Source organism: Cyanobacterium sp. Dongsha4 (assembly GCF_036345015.1).
In the GTDB taxonomy this organism is placed as follows: Bacteria; Cyanobacteriota; Cyanobacteriia; order Cyanobacteriales; family Cyanobacteriaceae; genus PCC-10605.
The window spans coordinates 3,015,214-3,040,461 of the sequence record NZ_CP084098.1 but is presented as its reverse complement, the minus strand read 5'-3'; the positions used below and the strand labels follow the sequence as shown (position 1 = coordinate 3,040,461).

Genomic DNA, 25,248 nt, shown 5'->3' with positions numbered 1-25,248 from the left:
TTTTAATCATTATTTTTGTTTCAGTTGGCAGGGCAAACCCATACTAAAAATTCATGAAAAAGTGATATGGTAAATATCATTGAGAAAGTTAATTATCGTGAGGTTTCAAGAACATATTGAAAACCCTAGAACCATTTATTTGATTGAAGATAAATCCAATGAAATTATGGCAATTCGCAAATTATTGGTAGTTTTAGAACTTAATGGTTGTATCATTACCTTTGATGCAATGGGATGTCAAAAGGAGATAGCTAAAGTGATTAAGTGTGTAGAAATAAAACAGTAAAAGCATAAGATTTTAGGGTACAAAAACTTTTAAAGCATGGGGAATAACTTTAAATTTGGCAGGAGTAATAGTGGTAATTTCACCGTCGGTGTTGACACTATAAGACTTATAAGTATGAATTTCTATCTCTTTGCCTTCTATTGTCCTTACCCATTGTAGTTGATGATGTTCTCCTTTTGGTAGATGCCAAATTAAAGGAAATATTTGCCACCAGTGTTGTAGCTCAATGCTATATAAATCAAGCCTTTGATCATCTATCGCCGCATCGTTTGCGATCGCCATCCCACCTCCGTAATATCTACCATTACCGATCGCAATTTGGACAGTTTTAACGGGTAAAGTTTCATTATCCACCTTAATAGTTGCAGAAAAACGCCTAGCAGTGCTGATAACCTGTAATGCTGTGATGGCATAGGCAAAAACTCCCCAACGACGCTTAACACCACGAGACAACTTTTTTGTAATATCAACACTTAAACCCATACTGGCGACATTAAAAAAATATTTGCCGTTAACCCACCCTAAATCAATAGACTTTAGTTTACCGTTACCAATAACATTACAAGCCTCTCTCATAGCTAAAGGAATATTTAAGGTTCGAGCTAAATCATTTGCCGTTCCTAGTGGTAGAATACCTAAAGGTAAATTTGTTTCTACTAAGCTATCAACGACCGCATTCAAAGTTCCATCACCACCACCTACAATGACAAAATCAATTTGATGATGGTATTCTCTGACTACAATTCCCAACTCTTGGGCATCTTTGACTGGTTTAATAATCAATTCCAAGTCATGGGCATAAAAATACTCTACAGCTAAAGGTAAAGACTTTTCACCCTTACGGGAATGGCGATTAATCAATAATAATGCTTTGCGACCCATTTTTGTTAATCAGGTTTATTATTTAGCTTAGTTATATCAGTTATATGACAGATTTGGGAGATAAATAGGCAGTGATTAAAAGTCAGCAGTTTTTATAATCTCAGTTTGATGACAAGAATGTTTAACTGGGGTAGGTTTTAGGTGTCAGGTTGCAGGTTTAAGGCTTTAATTAACTAAAAATTACTGATTGCTAATTGACCAGATAAAACAAATTCTAACAGTTAATCTTGATTAGATCATAAGTTAAAGAAAAGATTAAGATTACTTTTTCAGTCTGGTAAAAGTATTTTTATCTGAGATAATGAGTAATAATCCTCTAACTTTTTGTTCAATAGTTTTTTGTTCAGAAGTTAGATAAGAAGATATATTTGAGAAATTATCACCAGAATTTTTACAGCTTTTTTAGTAAAAATTGATTGTTTTTATATATGTTTTCAGTGAACCTAGTTGATTAAGAATAATCTATTAATTATTAATTATCTTATATTATCAAAAGGGATTATTTCTATTATTGATAAATATTAATCAATTTTAATTTATACGTGATAGTTTGCCAGATAAATTCTCTTGGAATTGTATTGAAATAGATGTTATTAATGGGATAAAATTATGAGTGTTAAAACCATTTATTCTGTGGGTATTATTAAACAAAAAGCAAAAGAATTAGTCTCAAAAGGACTAATTAGCAGACAACAACCTATCTATACCCTATGTAATTTTATTCCTGCGGGAGAATGGCACACAATTGAAATAGAATTAGAATTTAATGGTTATTTATTGAGAGATCATATTATTGATTTAATTCAACCTGAAACTTGGGAAGATTAAAAAATTGTGGACTCATATTTTGACTTAGTAATTTTATCAAATGGCCCAGGAGAAATTACAACATGGGTTTTACCTATTGTGAAGCAAATTCGTTCTTTATCCACTATTAATCAAGAAAATTTGCGTATTTCTTTAATTTTATCTCCTTGCCCTCATGCAACGGGTAATGAGGTTAATATTGCCCGTAAATTACCTGAAATTAATCGCATTTTGGGAGCGGAAAATTTTTTTCCATTTTTATTATGGGGAAAGACAAGAGATAATTGGGATTGGTATCAACGAGGATTGGTTTTATTTTTAGGAGGAGATCAATTTTTTACTGTTGTTATTGCCAAAAGATTAGGTTTTTTAAGTTTGGTTTATGCAGAATGGGATGCAAGATGGTATAGATATATTGATTATTTTGCTTTAATGCAACAATCTGTTTTAGATAAAATACCCAGTTATTTTCATAGTAAATGCCATTTAGTTGGGGATTTAATGGCAGATATAACATCTGATAATATACAAAATATAGGAAATAATGAAATAGTTAAAATTGGACTGTTACCTGGTTCTAAATCGGCAAAATTAACCCAAGGTGTACCTTTTTTAATGGCGATCGCATCTTATCTATATAAATATAATCATAATGTAGAATTTATCATCCCTGTTGCTCCTACTATTACGACAGAAATATTAGCAAGTTACGGAAAAAAAGAGGATAATAATTTGATTGAACAATTAGGTAATATTACAGGGGAATTAGTTACTATTAATAATCAACTTTATTTACAAACATCTGACGGAATAAAAATAAAATTAATTACTAAATTTCCTTGTTATGAAGAAATAACACAATGTCAATTATGCTTAACAACCGTAGGGGCAAACACTGCACAATTAGGCTCACTAACTATGCCGATGATTGTTTTAATTCCCACCTATCAACTAACAGCAATGAAATCATGGGATGGAATCTTAGGGTTATTGGCAAACTTACCAATTATTGGCGATTATTTTGCTAAATTAATTAATTGGATAGTTATTCAATATACGGTGAAAAATAAAAAACTTTATGCCTGGCCTAATATCTGGGCAAAAAAAGAAATTGTCCCTGAATTAATAGGACATTTGAAAGTAGAAGAAGTGGGTAATTTAGTTTTAGATTTGTTGAATAATGAGGATAAATTGAAAAAAATAAAATCCGATTTACAAAAACTCAGAGGAAGTGCTGGTGCTAGTGAAAAAATAAGTCAAATTGTTGCTAACATTATTAACAATAAATAAGGCAATTTATCAATGATAGAGCGTATTTTAGAACCTGAAGTCATGGACGATGACTTAGAAGCCCAAGAATATGATCAAATGGACTTCACAGAAGTTAACACAGATTTTGCCCTTCTTGCTAGTAAATTAGGAAAAGAACAAAGTAAAGTGCTTGACGTTGGTACTGGTACAGCCAGAATACCTCTAATACTAGCTGATTTTTGTCCTCAATGGCACATTACGGCTATTGATTTAGCTTCATCTATGTTAAAAATAGCAGAAACAAATATTCAGGAGAAAAATAAATCGTCTCAAATTTCGTTACAGTTAGTGGATGGAAAAAAAATGCCCTATCCTGACAATAGTTTTGATTTAATTATTTCTAACAGTTTGATTCATCATATACCCCAACCTTTGGAATTGTTAAAAGAAATTAATCGGGTTGTGAAAAAAAATGGGGTTATTTTAATTAGAGATTTATTCCGCCCCAAATCAGAGGATGATATAGAAAAAATTGTTCAAAAAGCTAACTTAGATTATAGTCCTCGACAGAAACAACTATTTAAAGATTCCTTAAGGGCGGCATTAACTGTTGATGAAATAAAAGATTTAGCCCATGAAATGGAATGGTATTCGGCTCAAGTATATCATTCTTCTCCTCGCCATTGGACGTTAAGACATAGTCTAAACTGATTTCGTGGTTAGGAATTATAAAATAGGTTTCAGGTTTTAGGTGTCAGGTTTCAGGTTTTCATTAATTACTAATTACTAATTTTTAATTACCATTGCCTTTTGCCTCTTGCCTCTTGCCTTGTCTTCATCAATATTTTTTATTCTCTCGCCGAGTATAAGTTAATTCATTAATAATCATATCTGCGATCGCACTTGCACTATTTTTATCGGCTAATTGTTGAGCATGAAAACTCATTTTCATCAATTTATCTTGGTTATTTAACAAATCTAATACTGTTTCTGTTAATAGTTCTGAGGATAAATGTTCTTGCCTAAACATCAAAGAAGCCTCAGCGTTAGTAAATTCTTGACCGTTAAAAAATTGATGGTCTTCTGCGGCAAAAGGATAAGGAATCAAAATGGAAGGAGTTTTAGTAATGGCTAATTCGGTTAAACTTCCAGCACCTGAGCGACTAATGGCCAGATTTGCCCTTTGTAATAATGCACCCATCTTATCATAAAAAGGCATTTCTAAATAATGAGGATGGGTCAAAGTTCCGATTTCATCGTCTTGATTGCCCGTTAAATGGACTATATAAGCCCCTGTTTCTAGTATTTGAGGTGCTGATTGTCTGACCAATTTATTTAGGGCTACTGCTCCTTGTGAACCCCCCATAGCGACAATTAGAGGAACATCGTCGGGAATATCTAATGGCAAAGTTTGGGGTTGTAAAAATTCCTCTCTAACGGGTGTACTTACCCATTGGGTTTTACTTTTGGGTAAATATTTTTCTGTACCTCGAAAACCAATAGCTACTAATTTACACCATTTTCCGAATAACTTAGTTACTTTTCCCGGTATATAGTTAGATTCGTGTAGAATGACGGGAATTTTAGCCAATTTAGCGGCAATAATGGCAGGAGCGGCAATATAACCCCCTGTGGTGAAAACTATCTCTATTTTACTCTTTTTAATGATTTGATAAGTACGTGCGATCGCACTGAGCATTTTACCCATGACAAAAATAGTTTTGATGCCGAAACTGGTTTGAAAACCCTCAATATCAACGGTATGTAAACGGTAATCGGAAGGCACAAGAGTAGTTTCTAAGCGATTAGGCACACCTAACCATTGAATCTGATAATCTGGTAACTGTTGGGCTACAGCTAAAGCGGGAAATAAATGCCCTCCCGTGCCACTGGCGGCAATGAGTAAACGAGGTTGTTTCACAGACACGAATATCTATAAATATAAATTATCAATTGTTCGGAATAATAAATTATACTTTGTAAAGGATAGAGTTTTGAATTAATAATTCAAGAATTAAAAATTGAGAAATAAATAATTAGCCCACAATTATTATCTAACTTCAAACTCCAAACTCTTTATTTATTCGTCCAACCAATTTTATTGAGGAAAAAATGATTTATTTCTGGCATCAAGTATATAATTTCTGTCACCAGATTACCCACCGCATTGGGGAAAGTTTACTAGCGGATTTTGCTCAATTAGAACCAACTCGGAAAGCTGATGGTAGTCTAGTAACTAAGGCGGATAAATGGGCGGATGAGGAGTTAAGACTGGGAATTAAACAATGTTTTCCCACTCATGGGGTTTTGACGGAGGAAACCGAGCATATTTTACCCCCTAATGAATGGTGTTGGGTAATTGACCCCATTGATGGTACAACTAATTTTACCCGTGGTATTCCGATTTGGGGTATATCTATCGGCTTACTTTATCGAGGTATTCCCGTTTTCGGTTTTGTTCATTTTCCCCAAGTACAACAAACTTATCATGGTTATTATTATGGTAATACGGGATTAACTGGCCCCAGAGGTGCTTTTCTCAACAATAATCCTATTTCTACCAGTGACGCATCTCCTACCATGAATCACGTGGTGACAATGTGCAACCGTAGCTTAGATATTCTCAAACAAGATTTTCCCTGCAAAGTTAGAATCACTGGTGTGACAAGTTATGATCTTATTTCTGTCGCTTGTGGTGCTACTTTGGGTGCGATCGAAGCTAGTCCAAAAATTTGGGATATTGCTGGTGCTTATCCGATACTTTTAGCCGCAGGGGGAAGTTTTGTCCATATCAATCCAGAAAACGCTTTTCCTCTTACTAAAGGAGTCAATTATGGTAATATCAGCTTTCCCTGTTTAGCAGTGGCAAAAGAGAATTTAATTTCCGTTTTTAAGCCTTTAGTAGAGTCAATTTATCAACCTAAATCTTTACTTATTTCCTAATTAGACTTCTTGCAGAAGTCAGGCAATAGACAACAGTTTGCTTGCAACACAAAGCATTGATTTAGGTAGTATGTTTTTTGTTGAAATGAGAGGAAAAGCATTATTGTCAACTAAAAAAGAGAAAAAAAGACAGTTAGTTAATAGTTAATAATGAATAATAGATTTCAATTAAGAATCAAGAAAAAGTGATAACGCACTAGATAAAAAAAGAAGAATGAAAATAGCTAATTCCTAATTTTAATTCCTGACACCTGAAACTTGCCCAACATTATTGATATTATTGCGTCGAATTGAGGTTTTTTTATGCGTGCAGATAATATACAGTTACCATTAATACCCATTATTAATGAATTAATTATTAATAATCCGAATACTATCTCTTTAGGGCAAGGAGTTGTATTTTATCCTCCTCCTGATGAAACTTTCAAAGAGATTGATAAATTTGCCAATAATCCTCGAAATAATTTATATCAATCCATCAACGGTGTAAATGAATTATTAGCAGAAATAGAGACTAAATTAGCTAGAGATAATAAGATTAATTATAGTCAAAATAAATCATCTATTTTCGTGACTGCAGGGTCAAATATGGCGTTTATGAATGCAGTTTTAGCTATCACTAATCCAGAAGATGAAATAATCATTTTAGCCCCCTATTATTTTAACCATGAAATGGCAATTAGATTAGCTAATTGTAAACCTATAATTGTCGATACAAATAATCAATATCAACCAGATATAGAAAGAATAATTGATGCCATAACACCAAAAACAAAAGCAATTGTAACCATTTCTCCCAATAATCCCACAGGGGTTGTTTACTCAAAAAAAGACTTATTAGCGATTAACATATTATGTAAAGAAAAAGGAATTTATCATATCAGTGATGAGGCTTATGAGTATTTTACTTACAATGGAATTAAACACTATTCTCCTGCGTCTTTTGTCGATAGTGATAATCACACAATTTCTTTATTTAGTTTATCGAAAGCCTACGGTTTTGCCAGTTGGAGAATTGGCTATATGGTGATTCCAAAACATTTAGAAATGGCTGTAAAAAAAATTCAAGATACAATTTTAATTTGTCCTCCTGTAATTTCCCAATATGGTGCTTATGGTGCTTTAAAAATTGGTAAAAATTATTGTCAAAAATACTTATTACAAATTAATCAAGTTAGAGAAAAAATGCTTGATTCTTTAGCAAAAATTACCGATATTTGTGAAGTGAGTAAATCTGATGGGGCATTTTATTTGTTTTTAAAAATTAAGAGCGAGATAAATTCTTTTGAACTAACAAAAAAACTCATTGAAAACTATCGAGTAGCAGTAATTCCGGGTACAACTTTTGGTGTAGAAAATAAGTGTTGTTTAAGGGTTGCCTATGGAGCGTTAAATTATGATACTGCATCTATAGGTATTAACAGATTGGTGGAAGGTTTATCACAACTTATCGAGGTTTAAAACAAGGGTGAAAGTCAAGTTAAAAGGGCAAAGGGCAAGAGGCAAAAGTGTTTAATTAACACTAACACCAATCCCCCAATTCCCCAATTCTCTAACACCCTAACTCAATACTTACTCTGTCATGCCCATAATTTCATAACCTGCATCGACGTAAATAATTTGTCCTGTAATACCACTAGATAGATCACTACATAAAAAAGCGGCGGTGTTTCCTACTTCAGTTTGAGTAACAGTGCGTCTGAGGGGTGCAACTTTTTCCACGTGGTGAATCATATCAAGAATTCCACCCACTGCAGAAGAGGCAAGAGTGCGAATGGGGCCAGCAGAAATGGCATTTACTCGCACATTCATAGGGCCTAATTCGGAGGCTAAATAACGAACACTCATTTCTAAGGCGGATTTGGCTACACCCATGACATTATAGTTAGGGATAACTTTCACACCTCCAAGATAGCTAAGGGTTAAAATACTACTACCTTCACGAAATAAGGGTTTTGCTGATTGCACTAAACGGGTTAAAGAATAGGCACTTACATCTAAAGCTGTTTGGAAACCATTACGAGAAGTACTACTAAATTCTCCTGAGAGGTCTTCTTTCTGCGCAAAGGCTAGGCAATGAATTAAAATGTCTATATGACCCCATTGGTCTTTAATTTGATCGAAGGTAGAATCTATTTGAGCATCATCTTGCACATTGCAAGGAAGAAAAACACTGGGGTTTAAAGGTTCTACTAAATCTCCAACTTTTTTCTCGAAACGTCCTTTATCATCGGGTAAATAGGTAACACCAATATTTGCACCGGCTTTATGTAGTTGTTGAGCAATACCCCAAGCAATGGATTTATTGTTAGCAATACCTGTTACTAAAGCGTTTTTTCCTGTCAAATCTAACATATTCTTGATTTTGAATCTAATTTTCTGTAATTTAAGGACAATTATTCGCTAAACTGATCAAGTTATAGACGGTTTTCTCGTTATTCTTATTTTCTTATAGAAAGGGTCGTTTATCGAGCCATTTTTTATTTTATTTTTAAGTTAATTATCTCTATGCAATCATTGTCTATGTCTGAACAACCTTTAGCTTCAGTTTTTCGTCAAATTGGGGCGGGAATTTATACCCCTGTGGTGGAAAAATTTGAACGGGGTAAAACAATTTTTTTTCCGGGTGATCCTGCGGAAAGAGTATATTTTTTAATGAAAGGTGCTGTCAAGTTGTCACGGGTTTATGAGGCAGGGGAAGAGATTACCGTGGCTTTGTTGCGAGAAAATAGTGTTTTTGGGGTCTTGTCTTTGATTACTGGGCAAAAATCCGATCGCTTCTACCATGCGGTGGCTTTCACTCCTGTGGAATTACTTTCTGCTCCTATTGAGCATTTTCAGCGTTCTTTAAAAGAAAATCCTGAGTTGTCTAGGTTGATGCTACAAGGCTTGTCGTCTCGAATATTGCAAACGGAAATGATGATTGAGACTTTAGCCCATCGTGATATGGCTTCTCGTTTAGTTAGTTTTTTATTGATTCTTTGTCGGGATTTTGGTATTCCTAGCCCTAGCGGTATTACTATTGATTTAAAGTTGTCACATCAAGCGATCGCAGAGGCTATTGGTTCAACACGGGTAACGGTGACTCGTTTATTAGGAGAATTAAGACAAGAAAATTTAATTACTATTAATAAGAAAAAAATCACAGTACATAATCCTGTTGCCCTTAGTCAGCAATTTGCATAAGTTTTTCCTCTGTTTCCTCCCACCTTTACTAACAAGAAATAATCATTTTTTTGATTTTTAACTACATAAATTATTAACTAATGACTAGCGCTTATATTTTAATCATAGCGATGTTACTTTTGGGGGGACTAATCGCAGCACTGGGCGATCGCATTGGCACAAGGGTTGGAAAGGCTAGATTAAGACTTTTTCAATTAAGACCAAAACAAACAGCAGTTTTAATTACTATCGGTACAGGAACATTAATTTCTGCTTCTACTTTAATTATTTTATTTAGTTTAAGTGCATCTTTACGTCAGGGAGTTTTTCAACTGGACGAAATTCTCCAAAAAAGACGAGAAATAACAGAACAATTAGAAACAGTTAAAACGGAAAAAGAAGAGGCGGAAAAAGCTCTGTTAGAAGCTAAGAATAGACAAAATACTGTTTTAAGTCAATTAAATATTAAGGAAAATGAGTTATCCACAACTCAAAAAAAAGTAAAAGAAATTCAAAATAGAACAGAAAAACTAAGAAAAGAAGTAGGAAGAATTATTAAAGAAAAAGAAGATTTATTAATAGAAAAAGAGGACATTCAACAACAAAGTTTAAAATTAGAAGAATCCATCGCTCAAAGAGATCAAGAGTTACAGGAAAAACAAGGGCAAATTGAACAACAAGAGGTGATTTTACAACAGCAACAAAGGAGTCTTGAACAGTTAAAAAAGAGACAAAAACAGTTAGAATCTGATATAAATAGTCGAGATGAGCAAATAGTAGAGCTCGATCGCCTCATTTCTCAAACTGATGATATATTAGACGCAAAGGAACAGGAATTAGCTTCTTTAGAAAGTCAACTGGAATTTTACCGTCAAGAGGTGGAAATTCTTGAGCAATATTACCAAACTTATCAAGATTTAAGAGAAAGACCTATTGCTGTTATTAAAGGACAAGTATTAAGCGTTACTTTGGTACAAATCAAAAAAGATACAGACATCAGTGAATTAGTGGATGCCATTTTAAGTCAAGCCAATCGCAATGTTATGCAGATTATCGGTTATGGTAATCAACCTCCTACAGAAAGGTTTGTGCAAATAACTAGAGGGCAAGTTGAACAGATGAAACAACAACTAGCCAACCCAGGGCAGTATCTGGTGAGAATTTTATCGGCTGGTAATTATGTGCAAGGAGAAGAAAGAATCCGTATTTTTGGAGATGTTACCCCTAATCAAATAATCTATCAAAAAAATGAAGCGATCGCATCTATTTCCATTGATGAACAAGATTTAAACAGTGGTGAATTGCAAGAAAAACTAGACTTTCTCATTTCTGTTAGCCAATTCCGCGCCCGTAGAGAGGGAATATTGGGACAAATTTTTATCGGTGATGGCAAAATAATTTCCTTAGTGAACTTTATCGAAGAATTACAATCTTCAGACCAAACTATTGACGAAATTTTAACTGTCGCCGCCAACGAAACCTATACTTCTGGCCCCTTACAAATTAATTTAGTAGTAATTGCGGATGGGAAGGAAGTATTTAGACTATGATTTATCATTTAGGTGGGGAATAGGGAATGGGCAAAAGGCAAAGGGCAAGGGTAATAAACAATTCGTAATTAATAAATTCCAACTCTGAACCCTGAACTCCGATGATCTGAATATTACCCTAAGTCAACACAATATCGAAAACAATTTCTACCCTCTTTTTTTGCCTGATAAAGAGCATCATCCGACTTATCAATTAAAGTAGAGGGATTAATTTTTGTAGAGGGAATAAGACAATGAACGCCCATACTAATCGTAATGCTATTACTGGCACTAGAACCTCGATGGGGTATAGCTAATTCCATTATTTTTAGAGAAATATTCTCACATATCGTAATTGAACCCTGTAAATCAGTATTAGGTAGGAGAATCACAAACTCTTCTCCCCCATAACGGGCAACAAAATCACTGGAGCGTTGTAAACTAGACTTTAGGGTAAATGCGATCGCCTTTAAAACTTCATCACCCTGTAAATGTCCATAGGTGTCATTATATTCCTTAAAACAGTCAATATCAACCATAATCATTGATAAAGGTTGTTTTTCCCGACATAAACGATACCATTCTTTTGATAATAAATCATTAAAATAACGACGATTATAAACCCCCGTTAAACCATCAATATTCGCAATTTGTTCCAGTTTTTGATTTGCAATTAATAACTGTTGTTCAACTTTTTTTCGGGCAACTATTTCCTGATTTAAAAGATTTTGATAACGATAAATTTTTAAATGAGTTTCCACACGACAAACTACTTCAGCCACAACAAAAGGCTTAGTTATATAATCAACTCCCCCCACTTTAAAACCCTTAATTTTTTCTGACAATTGTTGTTTAGCACTAAGAAATATAATGGGGATTTGACAAGTACGAGAATTACTCTTTAGTTGACGACAAACCCCATAACCATCTATTTCAGGCATCATTATATCTAACAAAATTAATTCAGGAGGATCATAATCAACTACTTTTAACGCTTGTTTTCCACTTAATACTTGTCTCACCTCATAACCATTATCCGTCAACATCGTGGAAAGAAATTGGATATTTTCAATTTGATCATCAACAATTAAAATATCACCCTTTTTAGAATTATGATTATCTCCACCATCATTTGTACTTATTTCACCATCAGTATTCATTTATGTTACTCAAATACATTAACTCTTCAAAATTGAGTTGATCAGTCAATAATTTTAGAGACTCTCTTATTTGTCGATAGTTATCGGGAATTTCTTCAATGGTTCTTAGTATTTTACTACTTCTGGCACTCAAGGAATTATAAAAAAGTTTTTTGCGCCAAGAATAGCCCATAAAGACTAAATCTTCAGGTTTTAATCGAATCGTCTTTTGATTATTTTCGTGATCAACAATTTTATTTTGCCACTTAAGCTCTATATTCAAACATAGTTCTATTTTTCGCCAAAAATTAGTGAAATCAAAGGGTTTTAAGATAAAATCATCAAAACCCGCCGTTAAGAGTTCATAAGTTGACGATAAAGTTGTTAAAGCGACAATTTTAGTCTGATATGAATAATTGAATTCTAACCTTCTAATTATTTTTACTGTTTCTATATTCTTACTATTTAAACTCGAAACAGAAATTAAAATTAGACTTGGTTGCCATTGTTTATAAATTTTAAGAGTTTCTTGTCTATTTCCACTTTCTCTAAGCTCAAAATTTTCTCCCCTAAAAAGATGACGAATAATTTGAATATCTACAGGATTTTTTTCTAGTAGTAATATTCTATATTTTGAGATAAAAAAGTCATTATCAAAGATCTTAACAATGTTATTGCCCTTCACTAAATCAGTAAATTTTACTTTTTGACATATGATGTTAAATTCAAACTTACTACCATAATGGAGGTTACTACTAACTTTAATATGTCCCCCCAATAAATTAGTATATGTTTCACAAATAGCTAATCCTAAACCACTTCCTTCTCCTGAGTTTTGCCCCCTATTTCCCTGAGTAAAAATTTTAAAGATTTTTTCTAGTTCATTTTCAGGAATACCCGTTCCAGTATCCTCAACAGAGAAATAAATGTTAACATTTTGATTGTCTTCTTGTTGAATATCATCGTCATTAATTACTTTAACAGTTAGTGTTATTGAACCTTGACGGGTGAATTTAATCCCATTATTAATCAAATTAGTAATAATAGATCTCAATTTTCCTTGATCTGTTTTTATATATTCAGGCAAACCAGATTGTTTATACAAAATAAAATCGATATTTTTGTTTCGAGCTTTTAAGGTAAAAATTTCATCGAGGTTATTAAGAAAATCCAGAAAATTGAAAGAGTATTTATTGACTTTTAATTTCCCATATTCTATCTTTGACAGATCGATAATTTCATTAATAAGTGATAATAAATGTTCCCCAGATTTACTAATAGTGTCGATATATTGCTTGTGTCTTTGAGAAATATCATCATCAAGACTCATTAGTTGAGTAAAGCCTAAAATTGCATTAAGGGGAGTGCGTAATTCATGGCTCATATTTGCCAAAAAAAGGCTTTTTGCTTGGGAGGCTTCTTCGGCTTTAATTTTTGCTTTTTTTAGTTCAATTTCTGTTTGTTTACGCTCTGTTATATCTTTAAACATTCCCACTAAGCCAATAATATTTCCCTTTTCGTCAGGCAAAGGGGCTTTATGAGTTTCTATCCAAAGTTGTTCACCATTATCTAAAGTGAATGTTTCTTCAATAAATAATTTTGCTTGATTGGATTCTATCACTTCTCTATCATCTTCAATGTACTTTAGGGCTTCCTCCTCTGTAACAGCAAAGTCAAAAGGGGTTTTACCGATTATTTCGTTGGTTGATGATAAACCGTGAATATCTGCTAGTAGTTGATTACAGCCAAGAAAAATACTATTTCTGTCTTTCCAAAAAATAGGAAAGGGGATAGTGTTAATAATAGTTTTGATGAATTTTTGTGATTTTTGTAAATTTTGCTCTAATTCTTTTAGGGGCGTAATATCTGTCAATCCTCCAATTGAGCCAGTATTTTCTCCTTTTTCATTGTAAGTAAAAGTACAATTTGCCATCACCCATACCATTTTACCGTTAGGATGTAAAAAACGATATTCTTCTTGCCAATAAGATTTACTTTTAAAGGCTTTCATCCACGATTCATAAATTCTTTGGGCATCCTCTGGATGAAGTCGTTTTGCCCACCCTTCTCCTAAACATTCTTCAAAACTAATGCCTAAAAGTTCACTGGTTTTCTGATTAATATAAATACATTGACCCTCTGTATTATTGCGATATAAACCTATAGGTAAAGATTCTGCTAACTCTGCATAACGATTTTCGCTTTCTTTAAGTGCAATTTCAGCTAATTTAGTTTGAGTGATATTACGAATATTTATTAGAAATTCTTGGTTATTTAAAGCAACTACTCTTGCTTCTTCATAGTTTATTTTTTCGTCTCTAAGTATGGAATAGTCAAATTTAACAACTTCTTTTGTTTGTTGACAATATCTTATGGCATCAAATATTTTTTGACAGAAGTAGTCAGGGAAAACATCTATAATCGATTTAGATAAAGATACTTCAGTCGATAGATATAAGTTACTGAAACGAGAAGAAGATTTATAGTCAATAATTATTCCTTGAGAAGAAATAGTTAAGAATAAGTCTGGCAGTGCGTCAAAAATGGCACTCATCTTTGCATTTGTTTCTAAAAGTTGGTTTTGGACTTTATTTTTTTCTGTTATGTCTTGCTGAAAACCAACGACTAAGTTAAATTCTTTAATATAGTTGACGCTAACTAACAAATCCATGATTGTGCCGTCTTTACGTCGGTGTTTAGTTTCAAAACAAAGTTTTTGGGATTTGATAATCATTTCCGTCCTTTCTTGAAGGGTTTTAGGATTAAGATCATATTCAATGTCTAAAATTGACATAGACAGTAATTCTGACTTGGTATAACCACTCATATAACAGTAAGCATCATTGACTTCCACTAGACGAGGAGGATTTGTGGCAACATCAACAATCCAGATACCATTCATGGCGGTTTTGAGTATTGTTTTATATTTCTTTTTTTGGCTTTCTAATTCTAATTGAGTTTGTTTGCGTAGGGTTGTATCTTCGTGAAAAATTATAATCTGTTTTAGTTTTTCTCTTTCTTGAGCAATAGTAGTTTGATAGTTTATGGTATTTTGTTTTAATTGTTTTTGATAACGGCTATTTTCAAGAGATAAACGGAGAGAATGTTCTAGTAAAACTGAATTTAATTGATTAATTACTAAATAATCGCTAATACCTTGATGTAAAAAATTTCTACCTGTTGCGATGTCTTCGGTGAGTAAAATTACTGGAGAGGGAAAAAGTAGCTTACACCATTGTTTGATATTCTTTGTCGATGAGTTGATTATATAAGCATCATAGTCATAAAATTGAGATGCGGTCACCGTAGCTTCTTGAATATTTTTAAACCATTTTAAACTGTAATCTACATATTTTATTTGTGTGAGTAATTTGCGAATTAAACTATAATTATCTGTTCGTGGTTCAATCAGAAGTAAATTAATTTTTTCGGAACTCATCACAGGATTAATAGTGATTTTCAGGATTTGCTCAAATTATGACACTTTTTTTCTCAATCAATGAAAATTTTAAGGATTAATCAAAGTGTTAACCGTTTAGCATCTTAATTTTAAGCAAAAAATTTCATTCTGACCAGAGGTTATATATAATATATGCAGAAAGTTTAAAGATATTTTTACTATTATTTTCTATGAATAATTATGATGTAATCATCATTGGTGGAGGTTTAACTGGCTCAGTTTTAAGTTATGAACTAGCTAAAAAAAATCTGCGAGTTTTGCTATTAGAAAAAGATTCTACTTTAAACAATGCTACCGTTTATAGTTATGGGGGAATTTCTTATTGGTGCGGAACAGATGAAACAACTATTAAATTATGCCAAGAAGGTATTAATATTTATCGTAATTTAACAGAAGAGTTAGACTATAATATTGATTTTAGGGAATTAGATTTACTATTTACTATTGATAAAAATCAAGATCCTGAAAACACTTTTGAACAATATCAAAAATTTCATATTGCCCCAAAACTATTAGATAAAAAAGAAACTATTTCTCTTGAACCATTAATTAATGCAGATGCAATTTCTGGTAGTTTAAGATTTCCTCAAGGTCATGTTCACCCAGAGAAAATGATATTTGCTTATCAAAAAGCATTGATGAGATTAGGGGGTAAAGTTGAGCAAGAATTAGTAATTTCTGTAGAGAAAAACCAAGATAAAATTACAGGGGTAAAAACTGAAAAAAATATTTATTCTGCTAGTCAAATAATTCTTTGTGCAGGAGCTTTTTCTCGTTCTATTTTGCAAAATTTAGGGATAAATTTACCTCTTTATTTTAGTCATGCCCAGTTAATTATGACTCCTCCTGCTCCCGTAAAACTAAAAACGTTGGTTATGCCCTGTACCATGAAACGTCTTGATACAGAAAAACAAGTGGCTCAATCAGCAGAAAAAATATGGCAAGAAGAAAGCAACACTCTATATGGAGATGTGTTAGAAGCGGGGGCAATTCAATTTCTCGATGGTAGCTTTTGTCTGGGGCAAATCAGTCAAATAATTCCTAATCTTAATTCTCCCATTGATTCTGTCATCAGTGAAAAAAGACTCAGAGATGCGATCGCATCTATTTTACCTTCCTTGGCTAACTTATCAGGGAAATGGCATAATTGCCAAGTTGCCTTTACAGAGGGTATGCCTTTTTTAGTGGGTAAAATCGGACAAATAGAAGGATTATCCGTCTTTTCTGGATTTACCAGTCCATTTGTGTTCGTGCCTCCCCTTGCCCGATACTTTGCCGACTATTTAGTTAATAGCGAAGAAACCCTTATTTCCTTTAATTTGTCGCAAAACTTTTTTCAGCATAATCATGCAAACCAACAGAAGTAAGTAACTCTATCCACTCTTGGGGTTGAGAATCCTTAACAGCAATAACATTGATTAAAGTTTCTGTCCAAATATCTGCATTGGCAAAAATTTTGGCTTTATCAAGGGTATCCCCTGTCATCTTTAATTGAGTTTCCGTTAACTCATCTAGGGATACTCTTTCAATTGTACCCTTTGTATAATTACCACTATTAATAAACATAGGATTACACACTAACGATATTTCCCAAGTATAGGTTTGTCCCTCTGTTATACCTATTTGGTCAGATAAATTAATTTCAATAATGTAATCTCCATTTTCAATAGCTATTTCCTGAAAATCTAGCTGAGTTCCATCTTCATTCTTAATCAGAAACTGTGCAGAATCTGCCTTAGTTTTAGGAATATAAATATAAAAAGGAGGCTGAGAAGATACAGTTTTAATTTTGTTATCGTCTCCGGGGGTAATAGCTTTTATAGGTAAATCACCTTGAACACAACCGCCTCTACGTCCACCTGCCGCCGTACTTTTGGGAGGATTTCTCTCAGGAGCGCTAGGAAATTCAAGGGCGTTTACAGATACAGGCAAGATAACCATGATACTTGTAACTGCGACAAATAATTTACTTATCCCTCGGAGGAAATTAGGATTATTGTTATTTTTCATTGTTCTACCTCATTAAAGTTTTAATCTCATCTCTTATCCCTGCACATTTATGATAACAAGGGAATCAACAATAAGTAATGAGTTCGGGGTTCGGGGTTAGGAGTTAGGAGTTAGGGGTTTTATAAAAGTAGGGGAGTGGGGAGTAGGGAGTAGGGAGAATTAAAAATTCGGAAATTTTCTAACATCTAACACCTGAAACCTGAAACCTGAAACCTGTCACCTTTTAATTATCAGCTATTTACCTTTGACCTTTTTTCTTTACCTTTTGCTCCTTGCCCTTTTTACTCTACCCTTTGCAACTACTATAGTATTGTTAAGATTTACTTTAAATTCAGAGAATATGTCAGTAGAATTGAGAAAAAGAGATATTCTAAGCTGAGAGAAAAATAGCTATGACCCAATCCTCTGATAGATCTAAAAAACAGCCTTTACCTTTTCCTCCCATCATACCCCCAACCCAACGTCAGGGTATAACGGAAACTGATGATGAAACCAGAATGAGTAATCGTAAATTTCCCTCTCTGGAGGATGATAGCCAAAGCCTTTCTTCTCAATCTCTTGACTTTGATGCCCCTGATTTTGACGATGATGACGATTTTGAATCTGAAGATCAAACTCAAATCACTTCTCCTGACATGATGCCTCCTTTGGGAAGAAAAAGCCCCAATTTACCTCCTCCTCCTGGATTAAGAAAAGATGCTAATTCTCTTCAACCCCCTAGTAACCCTTCTCCATCGGCGAAAAATGTCCGCCCAACTCCCACTCCACCTCCCTTAACTCCTCCCCCTTTAACTCCCCCTCCTTTAACTCCTCCTCGTAGCACTGCTAAACCGGGAGAAACAGATGTACGCAGAGGAGGTACGGTACAGAAAGCTAATTTGAGACCGGGGCCACAAGCGGGGATTCGTCCTTCTGCACCAGTGGGAAGATCTCCCGGACAACCTTCTCTACAAGAATTAGTTAAGTTGGCTTTTGATAATGGTTATTCTGATGTGCATTTAGGAGTGGGTGAATTACCCAGAATGCGCGATCGAGGTCAGATGGTAATTTTAGAACAATATCCAGAAATCGATCTTAATACTTTTATGAGTTGGTTAAGAGAGATTATGAGAGAGGAAGAAATTCAGAAATTTAAGAAGGAATTAGAGTTTGATGGGGCGACTCAATATGACTTCGCAAGGGTAAGGATTAATGTTTTCGATACTTTAACTGGTCCTGCTTTAGTGTTGCGTTTAATTCCTTTAAAAATCCTTTCGATGGAACAATTACGCCTTCCTCCTGTTTTCAGAGAAGTATGTGAGGTTCATAAAGGCTTAATCTTGATTACAGGTCCTACGGGTTCAGGTAAATCCACCACCCTAGCGGCAATGATTGACTATATCAATAGTGAATTTCCTAAACATATTATCACCATTGAAGATCCTGTGGAATTTGTCCATAAAAGTCGTAAGTCTTTGATTAAGCAAAGAGAAGTCGGAATGAATACTCTATTGTTTGATAATGCTCTAAAAGCGGCACTTCGGGAAGATCCTGATATTATTCTAGTAGGTGAGATGCGGGATAAATCCACTGTGAACACAGCCCTTAAAGCCGCCCAAACAGGTCACTTAGTTATGGGTACTTTACATACCAACAGTGCTATCAAAACCCTAGAACGTATTTTCACTTTATACACTGCTGAGGAACAACCAGCCATTAGATCTGCGATCGCAGAATCTTTGGTGTGTGTTATTGCACAGGGTCTATGTCGTACTACGGACGGGAAACGAGCCGCCTACCACGATATTCTTATCAACACAGAAACAGTGAAAGATTACATTACTGGCAACAAATATGAGGAAATTGCTCAATTGATGATAGACGGGGAATATGATGGAATGGTAACGATGAATAAATCTTTATTTAATCTCTATCAAGAGGGAAGAATCACCGAAGAAACTGCCCTTGAACATTCCCCCACTCGTAATGAAATGGCAATGATGTTGAGAGGTAGAGTTTAAAAGAGTTTGCAGAGTTCGGAGTTAAGGAGTAAGGAGTGTTTATGACTTGGGGAATTAGGATTAGGGAGAAAACATGATTGTTAATTTTTAATACTCAACAAGGCTAATACAGGGTAAATCAGGTAATTTTTTCCTACCCTCTAATCCTGTCAATTCTACAATAAAACCAAAGGCCACAAGCTCTGAACCAATCTTTTGAACTAAATCTGCCGTTGCTTTAGCTGTACCACCTGTTGCAATCACATCATCTACAATCATCACTTTCGAGCCAGATGTTATAGCATCTTGGTGAATTTCTAATGTGTCTGTACCGTATTCTAATTGGTATTCGATGGAATGTACATCCGCAGGAAGTTTACCTTTTTTACGTACAGGAACGAATCCTGCGTCTAAATGATAAGCCAAAGCAGGAGCAAAAATAAATCCTCTTGATTCAATGCCGATAATATAGTCGGGAATATTCTCTAATTTTTCACACTCCAATGCAAGGGAGTCTATGACGTACTTTAAGCCCTTTGGTTCTTTTAATAATGTGGTAATGTCTCTAAAAATGACACCGGGTTGGGGAAAATCAGGAATATCTCGGATTAAGGCTTTTAAGTCCATAGTTTTTGATTTTATATAAGTAATTTTTATTGCTTTTAATCTAGTATTCTTTTTAACCAGAATTATACAATGACCTTTAGGATTTAAGATTTTACCCTAAATTTTACTATGAAAGAAAAATTATTACTCTGGTTAGATCGCTTTTTAATCGCAGATGTATTTCTTGTTATTATTGGCTTTTTTTGGTTTGCGATCGCACTTATGGGACGTTCTTTAGGAGTTTCTTTAGGTTGGGATATTTGGTATCAACTTTGGCAACCTGTTTTTAATCCAGCCATTGGAATTTTATTCACAGGTGCATTGTTGAGTTGGTTGATCAAAAAAGTAGGAGAAAAATTAAGTAAAGAATAACTTTTAAGATGTAAAAAAATATAATTTAATCATCAAAATCATTTCTTTTTTCTACTGTCCAATCCTCATTTTCTCCGCCAATAATTAACTGAATAATGCCAACATATTCTTTTGCTAATTCCTTAAGAGAATTGATTAAAACATCAAGAGCAATTAAGTCACTTGTACCTAAATCAAACCAACATCTTCCCCAATTACCAACATACTCAAATTCTCCCATATTGTGCATAGGAGACATCATGGCATTGTCTGCAAAATCATAATCGTACTGCAAGTAACTAATATCAATTCCTGTATCTTGAATTTGTAAATTTTCTGCGTTAAAGCCGCCTAATTTACCGATATAAAACCATGAATTAAATAATTCTTCTACATATTGCTTTTCCATTTCTGAGGGAACATGATCAAACTCTAACCAAATCCATAAGTCGAAAGGGTTAAATTCTCTGAAGTTTATTTCCATTTTTTAATAAGTTTTTATTTGCCAAGAATCAGTAAAAAATTAAGGTAATGTTAAATCATTTTTTGTCGTTATTTTTAAAGGATAATTGTCCCCTTTGTCAACGCACAGCAGAAAAGATTATTTGTTCTTATTGTCAGCAAAAAATAGATCTTTGTCAACTGGATTCCCCTCAAGAATTAACATCTGATAATTTTCTTATTTTTGCATGGGGAAAATATGACGGTACATTAAAAAGAGCGATCGCATCTTTAAAGTATAATGGCAATAGAAATTTAGGAGTGTTAATGGGGCAATGGTTAGGAAAAAAATGGCTTGAGTCGGGAAACAAAGAGAAATATAAAAAATTAACAGTAATTCCAATTCCCCTACACCCTAAAAAATTGAAACAAAGAGGATTCAATCAAGCCGAATTAATCTCTCGTGGTTTTACTCAGATTACAGGCTATTCTCTTAAGCCAAATCTTTTACAAAGAGTGAAAGACACAACAGCAATGTTTGGTTTAAACCCCTCTGCCAGAAGGAAAAATATCACAAAGGCTTTTGAAATAGGGCAGGATTTAGCCACAATCAATAAAAGTTACCCAATTCTAATCGTAGATGATATTTACACCACAGGCACAACCGTTAATGAAGCCCGACAAGTTTTAACTAAACACAAATTACTATCGATAGGAGTAGCGACTCTCTCTAAAGTGAATAGCGAATAAACCTAAGTTCGGGGTTCGGAGTTCGGGGTTCGGAGTTCGGAGTTAATATAACCTGAGCTTTGGATAAGCTGAAAGCGTTATTTTCTCCTAGTCAGAAAACCTTATAACTTCTTAGAAATAACAATAAAATTGCCTTAACCCGAACTGACCTTACTCTTAATTGGAGCTTTGGGGAAAAATAGCTTTCAACCCTTCCACTCTAGGTAAGGTGAAACCAGCACCGATAATCAGAAATACTCCCCCTAAAACAACGGCTAAAAGATGATTGTCATGGAGAAAATAGTTCATAATCCAGCCAAAGCACAGAGAAACCGCAATTTCTGGTAAAACAATGAAAAAGTTGAAGATTCCTTGATAAATACCTCGTCTTTGAGGGGGAATTGATTCGGTTAACATGGCATAGGGCATAACTAAAGCACTAGCCCAAGCGATACCAAAACCGAACATGGAGAATAATAATATATACTTGTTGTGGATAAATAGTAGAGCGATAAGACTAATACCACCACAGAATAAGCATAAACAATGGATTGTTTGACGACCTATTTTTTGAGCAAAGTTAGGTAACAAAAAGGAAAAAATAACGCATACACCATTAAATAGAGCAAAACAAACTCCTGCCCATTCAATACCATCACTATAAAGCAGTGAACCTTGATTCGTTGCACCGAAAATATTTCTAGCTACCGCAGGGGGAAAATAGAGGAAAAAACAGAATATACCTAACCAAGTAAAAAATTGAATTTTGGCTAAATAAGTCATCGTCGAAGGCATATTTTGCAATGATTGCCAACTTTCTCTTATACTACTCATAATTCCCCCTCTTTGTTCCTGTAGGCGTTCAAATTTTTCTAAGTTTTGAGGAGGATATTCTGGAGTTGTGATAACAGTCCAAATTACCGTTCCTAAAAAGAGAATTGCACCAGTATAAAAGGAATATTCAACGGTTAAAGGTATTTGATGAAGAGCATTAGTGGTGTTATCTATCTGAAAAAAGTGACTTAAAATCCAAGGCAGGGCAGAAGCAGATATTGCCCCCATACCCACCATAACACTTTGTATTGCAAATCCCTTTGTACGTTGGTCTTGAGGCAGTAAATCACCAACAAAGGCTCGAAAAGGAACCATACTAATATTAGCACTACTATCTAATAGCCATAGTAAAATAGCGGCAACCCAAATACTAGGAGAATGAGGCATAAATAAAAGTGCGATCGCACCTAAAACCGCCCCACCTAAAAAATAAGGTCTTCTCCTACCTAAAGGAGTCCATGTATAATCACTTAAGTTACCAATAATTGGTTGAATTAATAAACCCGTTAAGGGTGCGGCAATCCAAAGAATAGGTAACTGATGAGCGTCTGCCCCTAAGTACTCAAATATAGCACTCATGTTTGCCATTTGTAGTCCCCAAGCAAATTGAATACCTAAAAAACCTAGATTCATATTCAATATTTGCCGAAAACTAAACTGAGGGCGATGTTGATTTACTTGTTGATAATTTTCTGATGTTTGCTGATTATCTGATACTTTTTTTGTACTCATAAAAGTTTCATTTTTCAACATTATAACATCACCTTTAGAACGAGAAGGGCAATTAGTGAATAGTGTATAGTTGATAATTGTAATTAATAGTTAAAAACTCATTACTCGTTACTTCAGTTAATTTAGTCTTCGGGATATAGCATCTGTTACTCTGACAATATCGTACATAGGTGCAACGTCATGAACTCTGAGAATATCTACTCCTTGAGTAATAGCATAAGCACAACTGGCGGCAGTTCCCCAAACTCGTTTTTTAGGATCGTCTTGGTTTAAAATTTTGCCGATAAAACTTTTTCTCGATGTTCCCACTAACAAGGGAAAATTCATTAATTTGAATTGATTAATTGCTCTTAGTAATTCTATATTCTGCTCATAATTTTTTGCGAAACCAATACCAATATCGATAATAATATATTCTTTTTTTATTCCTAAGTTAGTTGCTTGATTAATTTGTTTTTGTAAAAAATCTTTTATTTCTCCTATTAAATCTTGATAATCCGTTAAACTTTGCATGGTTTCAGGAGTGCCTTTAATGTGCATTAAAATAATCGGTACATTTAATTTTGCGATTGTAGGTAGCATTTCCCGATCGAAAGTTCCCCCCGAAATATCATTAATTATATCCGCACCAGATGCGATCGCCTCTTTTGCAACTTCAGAGCGAGTGGTATCAACGGAAATAGGAATATCAGATTTTTGCCGTAAAGCCCGAATTACAGGAATAACCCGATTCAATTCTTCTTCGAGAGTAATTTGTTTTGCCCCCGGGCGAGTGGATTGCCCCCCAATATCAATAATATCTGCACCTTCATCGACCATTTTTAACGCCTGTTTAACCCCATTATCCACGGAATAAAAATTTCCCCCATCACTGAAACTGTCGGGAGTAACATTGAGAATGCCCATTAAATAGGTTCGTTTACCCCACTCAAAGTGATAATTGCGGATAGTTAAAGATTGAGTCATCTAAAGAAAGTGAACAGTGAATAGTAAATGATGAATAATTAAAAACTCCTAACTCCTAACCCCGAACCCCGAACCCATTACCTATTGATAGTTAACCAAACGAGCAAAACTTTCAGGATCTAAACTTGCTCCTCCAACTAATGCGCCGTCAATTTCAGGTTGTGCCATGATTTCATCAACATTTTTCGGATTCACAGATCCACCATACTGAATTGTAACGTTTTGATTGGTAAGCTGCGAGCGAATCAAACCAATAACTCGGTTAGCCTCCACCGCTTCGCAAGTATCCCCAGTTCCGATCGCCCAGATAGGCTCATAGGCAATTACCAAATTATTTTGATCTATATTCACCAAATCTTTTTCAATTTGAGCAGAAATTACCGCTTCTGTTTCCCCCGCATCTCTTTGAGCCTTACTTTCTCCTACACATAAGATAGGGATTAAACCGTGTTTTTGAGCGGCCAATAAACGAGCATTAACCGTTTCATCAGTTTCACCAAAATATTGACGACGTTCACTATGACCAACAATGACATAGTTAATACCAAACTCTTTCAGCATTTCCCCAGAAATTTCCCCAGTAAATGCCCCTTGATCTGCCCAATGAATATTTTGAGCTCCCAACTTAACACGACTGCCATGAAGATTTTTAGACATGAAATTTAGGCAGGTAAAAGGTACACATAACACTGCTTCTCTTTCTTCGGGAGTATCTTCTAAATGGGAGAGAAAACCCTGTAAAAACTCTAAAGACTCTGTTTGAGTCTTGTGCATCTTCCAGTTACCAGCAATAATAATTTGTCTCACTTTACTTTCTATTAGTTATTAATATTATTAATTTCCTTTAATTATCCTATGTCCAAGCCCCACAGAAGTAAATAAGGAATCAACCTCACTATCAAAACAAGTATTATTCGTAAATTTACTGACATAATTACCTTGAGCGAAGATAAAACCCTATTGATTTAGACATAAGTTTCAAAGTTCTTATTTTATAGCGTGTATGATGTTTAGGCAAATTCTCTCATTGTTATACTAAGCAAGGAAATAAAAGATATTAATGAAAAGGGTAGGTGCAAGGTTTCACGGTTGCAGGTGCTAGGGTATTGGGGTACTAGAGTCAGAGTTAATTAAACAC

At 34.3% G+C, this 25,248-nt stretch carries 22 protein-coding genes and 1 pseudogene; 12 read left to right on the top strand and 11 right to left on the bottom strand.

The genetic code is table 11. The annotated features are described in order from the left end of the window. Positions 1-142 precede the first annotated feature (142 nt). Positions 143-262, top strand: a pseudogene (locus Dongsha4_RS13045) (ISAs1-like element ISVer2 family transposase); the annotation flags it as partial. A 36-nt stretch (positions 263-298) separates the two neighbouring features. On the opposite strand, the gene Dongsha4_RS13040 reads toward Dongsha4_RS13045, so the two are convergent. After that, the gene (locus Dongsha4_RS13040; RefSeq protein ID WP_015218042.1) at positions 299-1,168 is read right to left on the bottom strand and encodes a lipid kinase; all 870 of its coding nucleotides are present in this window, start codon (positions 1,166-1,168) and stop codon (positions 299-301) included. 609 nt (positions 1,169-1,777) lie between these two features. On the opposite strand from Dongsha4_RS13040, the gene Dongsha4_RS13035 reads away from it, so the two are divergent. From Dongsha4_RS13035 to Dongsha4_RS13025, 3 genes are read left to right on the top strand one after another with little or no spacing between them, the layout of a single operon-like run. Beyond that, complete coding sequence (locus tag Dongsha4_RS13035; protein WP_015218041.1) at positions 1,778-1,996, top strand: DUF4327 family protein; 219 nt, start codon at positions 1,778-1,780, stop codon at positions 1,994-1,996. Between the two features lie 6 nt (positions 1,997-2,002). Further along, positions 2,003-3,265, top strand: coding sequence for a lipid-A-disaccharide synthase (locus Dongsha4_RS13030; RefSeq protein WP_330202797.1), 1,263 nt, complete (start codon positions 2,003-2,005; stop codon positions 3,263-3,265). A 15-nt stretch (positions 3,266-3,280) separates the two neighbouring features. Next, on the top strand, positions 3,281-3,937 hold the full coding sequence (locus Dongsha4_RS13025; protein ID WP_330205438.1) for a class I SAM-dependent methyltransferase: 657 nt from the start codon (positions 3,281-3,283) through the stop codon (positions 3,935-3,937). Between the two features lie 127 nt (positions 3,938-4,064). Here Dongsha4_RS13025 and murG read toward each other — a convergent pair whose 3' ends face one another. Beyond that, positions 4,065-5,153: an undecaprenyldiphospho-muramoylpentapeptide beta-N-acetylglucosaminyltransferase gene (gene murG / locus Dongsha4_RS13020; protein WP_330202796.1), complete on the bottom strand. Its 1,089-nt coding sequence runs from the start codon at positions 5,151-5,153 to the stop codon at positions 4,065-4,067. Positions 5,154-5,338: 185 nt separating this feature from the next. Between murG and Dongsha4_RS13015 the strand changes: the two genes are divergently transcribed. Then, positions 5,339-6,169 (top strand): inositol monophosphatase family protein, encoded by an 831-nt coding sequence (locus Dongsha4_RS13015; RefSeq protein WP_330202795.1) that lies wholly within the window; start codon positions 5,339-5,341, stop codon positions 6,167-6,169. 303 nt (positions 6,170-6,472) lie between these two features. Continuing rightward, positions 6,473-7,630, top strand: a complete 1,158-nt coding sequence (locus Dongsha4_RS13010; RefSeq protein ID WP_330202794.1) for a pyridoxal phosphate-dependent aminotransferase — start codon at positions 6,473-6,475, stop codon at positions 7,628-7,630. A gap of 111 nt (positions 7,631-7,741) precedes the next feature. Here the strand turns inward: Dongsha4_RS13010 and fabI are convergent, their stop codons facing one another. Next, positions 7,742-8,524, bottom strand: coding sequence for an enoyl-ACP reductase FabI (gene fabI, locus Dongsha4_RS13005; RefSeq protein ID WP_330202793.1), 783 nt, complete (start codon positions 8,522-8,524; stop codon positions 7,742-7,744). A gap of 153 nt (positions 8,525-8,677) precedes the next feature. On the opposite strand from fabI, the gene ntcA reads away from it, so the two are divergent. Next, on the top strand, positions 8,678-9,355 hold the full coding sequence (ntcA, locus tag Dongsha4_RS13000; RefSeq protein WP_015217989.1) for a global nitrogen regulator NtcA: 678 nt from the start codon (positions 8,678-8,680) through the stop codon (positions 9,353-9,355). Positions 9,356-9,435: 80 nt separating this feature from the next. Beyond that, positions 9,436-10,884 carry a DUF3084 domain-containing protein gene (locus Dongsha4_RS12995; protein WP_330202792.1) on the top strand — a complete coding sequence of 483 codons (1,449 nt, stop codon included), beginning with the start codon at positions 9,436-9,438 and terminating at the stop codon, positions 10,882-10,884. Positions 10,885-10,997: 113 nt separating this feature from the next. On the opposite strand, the gene Dongsha4_RS12990 is transcribed toward Dongsha4_RS12995, so the two are convergent. Further along, positions 10,998-12,023, bottom strand: coding sequence for a PleD family two-component system response regulator (locus tag Dongsha4_RS12990; protein WP_330202791.1), 1,026 nt, complete (start codon positions 12,021-12,023; stop codon positions 10,998-11,000). After that, a complete protein-coding gene (locus Dongsha4_RS12985) occupies positions 12,013-15,441 on the bottom strand; it encodes a PAS domain S-box protein (protein WP_330202790.1) in 3,429 nt (1,142 codons plus the stop codon). Before Dongsha4_RS12985 ends, Dongsha4_RS12990 begins: the two co-directional genes overlap by 11 nt. Before the next feature lie 191 nt (positions 15,442-15,632). On the opposite strand from Dongsha4_RS12985, the gene Dongsha4_RS12980 reads away from it, so the two are divergent. Then, the gene (locus Dongsha4_RS12980; RefSeq protein WP_330202789.1) at positions 15,633-16,829 is read left to right on the top strand and encodes an FAD-dependent oxidoreductase; all 1,197 of its coding nucleotides are present in this window, start codon (positions 15,633-15,635) and stop codon (positions 16,827-16,829) included. On the opposite strand, the gene Dongsha4_RS12975 is transcribed toward Dongsha4_RS12980, so the two are convergent. Further along, on the bottom strand, positions 16,777-17,472 hold the full coding sequence (locus Dongsha4_RS12975) for a DUF928 domain-containing protein (protein WP_330202788.1): 696 nt from the start codon (positions 17,470-17,472) through the stop codon (positions 16,777-16,779). The genes Dongsha4_RS12980 and Dongsha4_RS12975 overlap by 53 nt on opposite strands. A 392-nt stretch (positions 17,473-17,864) precedes the next feature. On the opposite strand from Dongsha4_RS12975, the gene Dongsha4_RS12970 reads away from it, so the two are divergent. Next, a complete protein-coding gene (locus Dongsha4_RS12970) occupies positions 17,865-19,472 on the top strand; it encodes a type IV pilus twitching motility protein PilT (protein ID WP_330202787.1) in 1,608 nt (535 codons plus the stop codon). 87 nt (positions 19,473-19,559) lie between these two features. On the opposite strand, the gene Dongsha4_RS12965 is transcribed toward Dongsha4_RS12970, so the two are convergent. Continuing rightward, a complete protein-coding gene (locus Dongsha4_RS12965; RefSeq protein WP_330202786.1) occupies positions 19,560-20,078 on the bottom strand; it encodes an adenine phosphoribosyltransferase in 519 nt (172 codons plus the stop codon). Between the two features lie 108 nt (positions 20,079-20,186). Between Dongsha4_RS12965 and Dongsha4_RS12960 the strand changes: the two genes are divergently transcribed. Further along, positions 20,187-20,429: a hypothetical protein gene (locus tag Dongsha4_RS12960; RefSeq protein WP_330202785.1), complete on the top strand. Its 243-nt coding sequence runs from the start codon at positions 20,187-20,189 to the stop codon at positions 20,427-20,429. 25 nt (positions 20,430-20,454) lie between these two features. Here the strand turns inward: Dongsha4_RS12960 and Dongsha4_RS12955 are convergent, their stop codons facing one another. Continuing rightward, on the bottom strand, positions 20,455-20,892 hold the full coding sequence (locus tag Dongsha4_RS12955; protein ID WP_330202784.1) for a DUF3531 family protein: 438 nt from the start codon (positions 20,890-20,892) through the stop codon (positions 20,455-20,457). A 47-nt stretch (positions 20,893-20,939) separates the two neighbouring features. On the opposite strand from Dongsha4_RS12955, the gene Dongsha4_RS12950 reads away from it, so the two are divergent. Beyond that, positions 20,940-21,599, top strand: coding sequence for a ComF family protein (locus tag Dongsha4_RS12950; protein WP_330202783.1), 660 nt, complete (start codon positions 20,940-20,942; stop codon positions 21,597-21,599). 156 nt (positions 21,600-21,755) lie between these two features. On the opposite strand, the gene Dongsha4_RS12945 is transcribed toward Dongsha4_RS12950, so the two are convergent. From Dongsha4_RS12945 to tpiA, 3 genes are all read right to left on the bottom strand, one after another. Next, positions 21,756-23,144 (bottom strand): MFS transporter, encoded by a 1,389-nt coding sequence (locus Dongsha4_RS12945; RefSeq protein WP_330202782.1) that lies wholly within the window; start codon positions 23,142-23,144, stop codon positions 21,756-21,758. 117 nt (positions 23,145-23,261) lie between these two features. Continuing rightward, positions 23,262-24,110, bottom strand: a complete 849-nt coding sequence (gene folP, locus Dongsha4_RS12940; protein ID WP_330202781.1) for a dihydropteroate synthase — start codon at positions 24,108-24,110, stop codon at positions 23,262-23,264. An 81-nt stretch (positions 24,111-24,191) separates the two neighbouring features. Continuing rightward, positions 24,192-24,917, bottom strand: a complete 726-nt coding sequence (gene tpiA, locus Dongsha4_RS12935) for a triose-phosphate isomerase (RefSeq protein ID WP_330202780.1) — start codon at positions 24,915-24,917, stop codon at positions 24,192-24,194. Between the last annotated feature and the right edge of the window lie 331 nt (positions 24,918-25,248).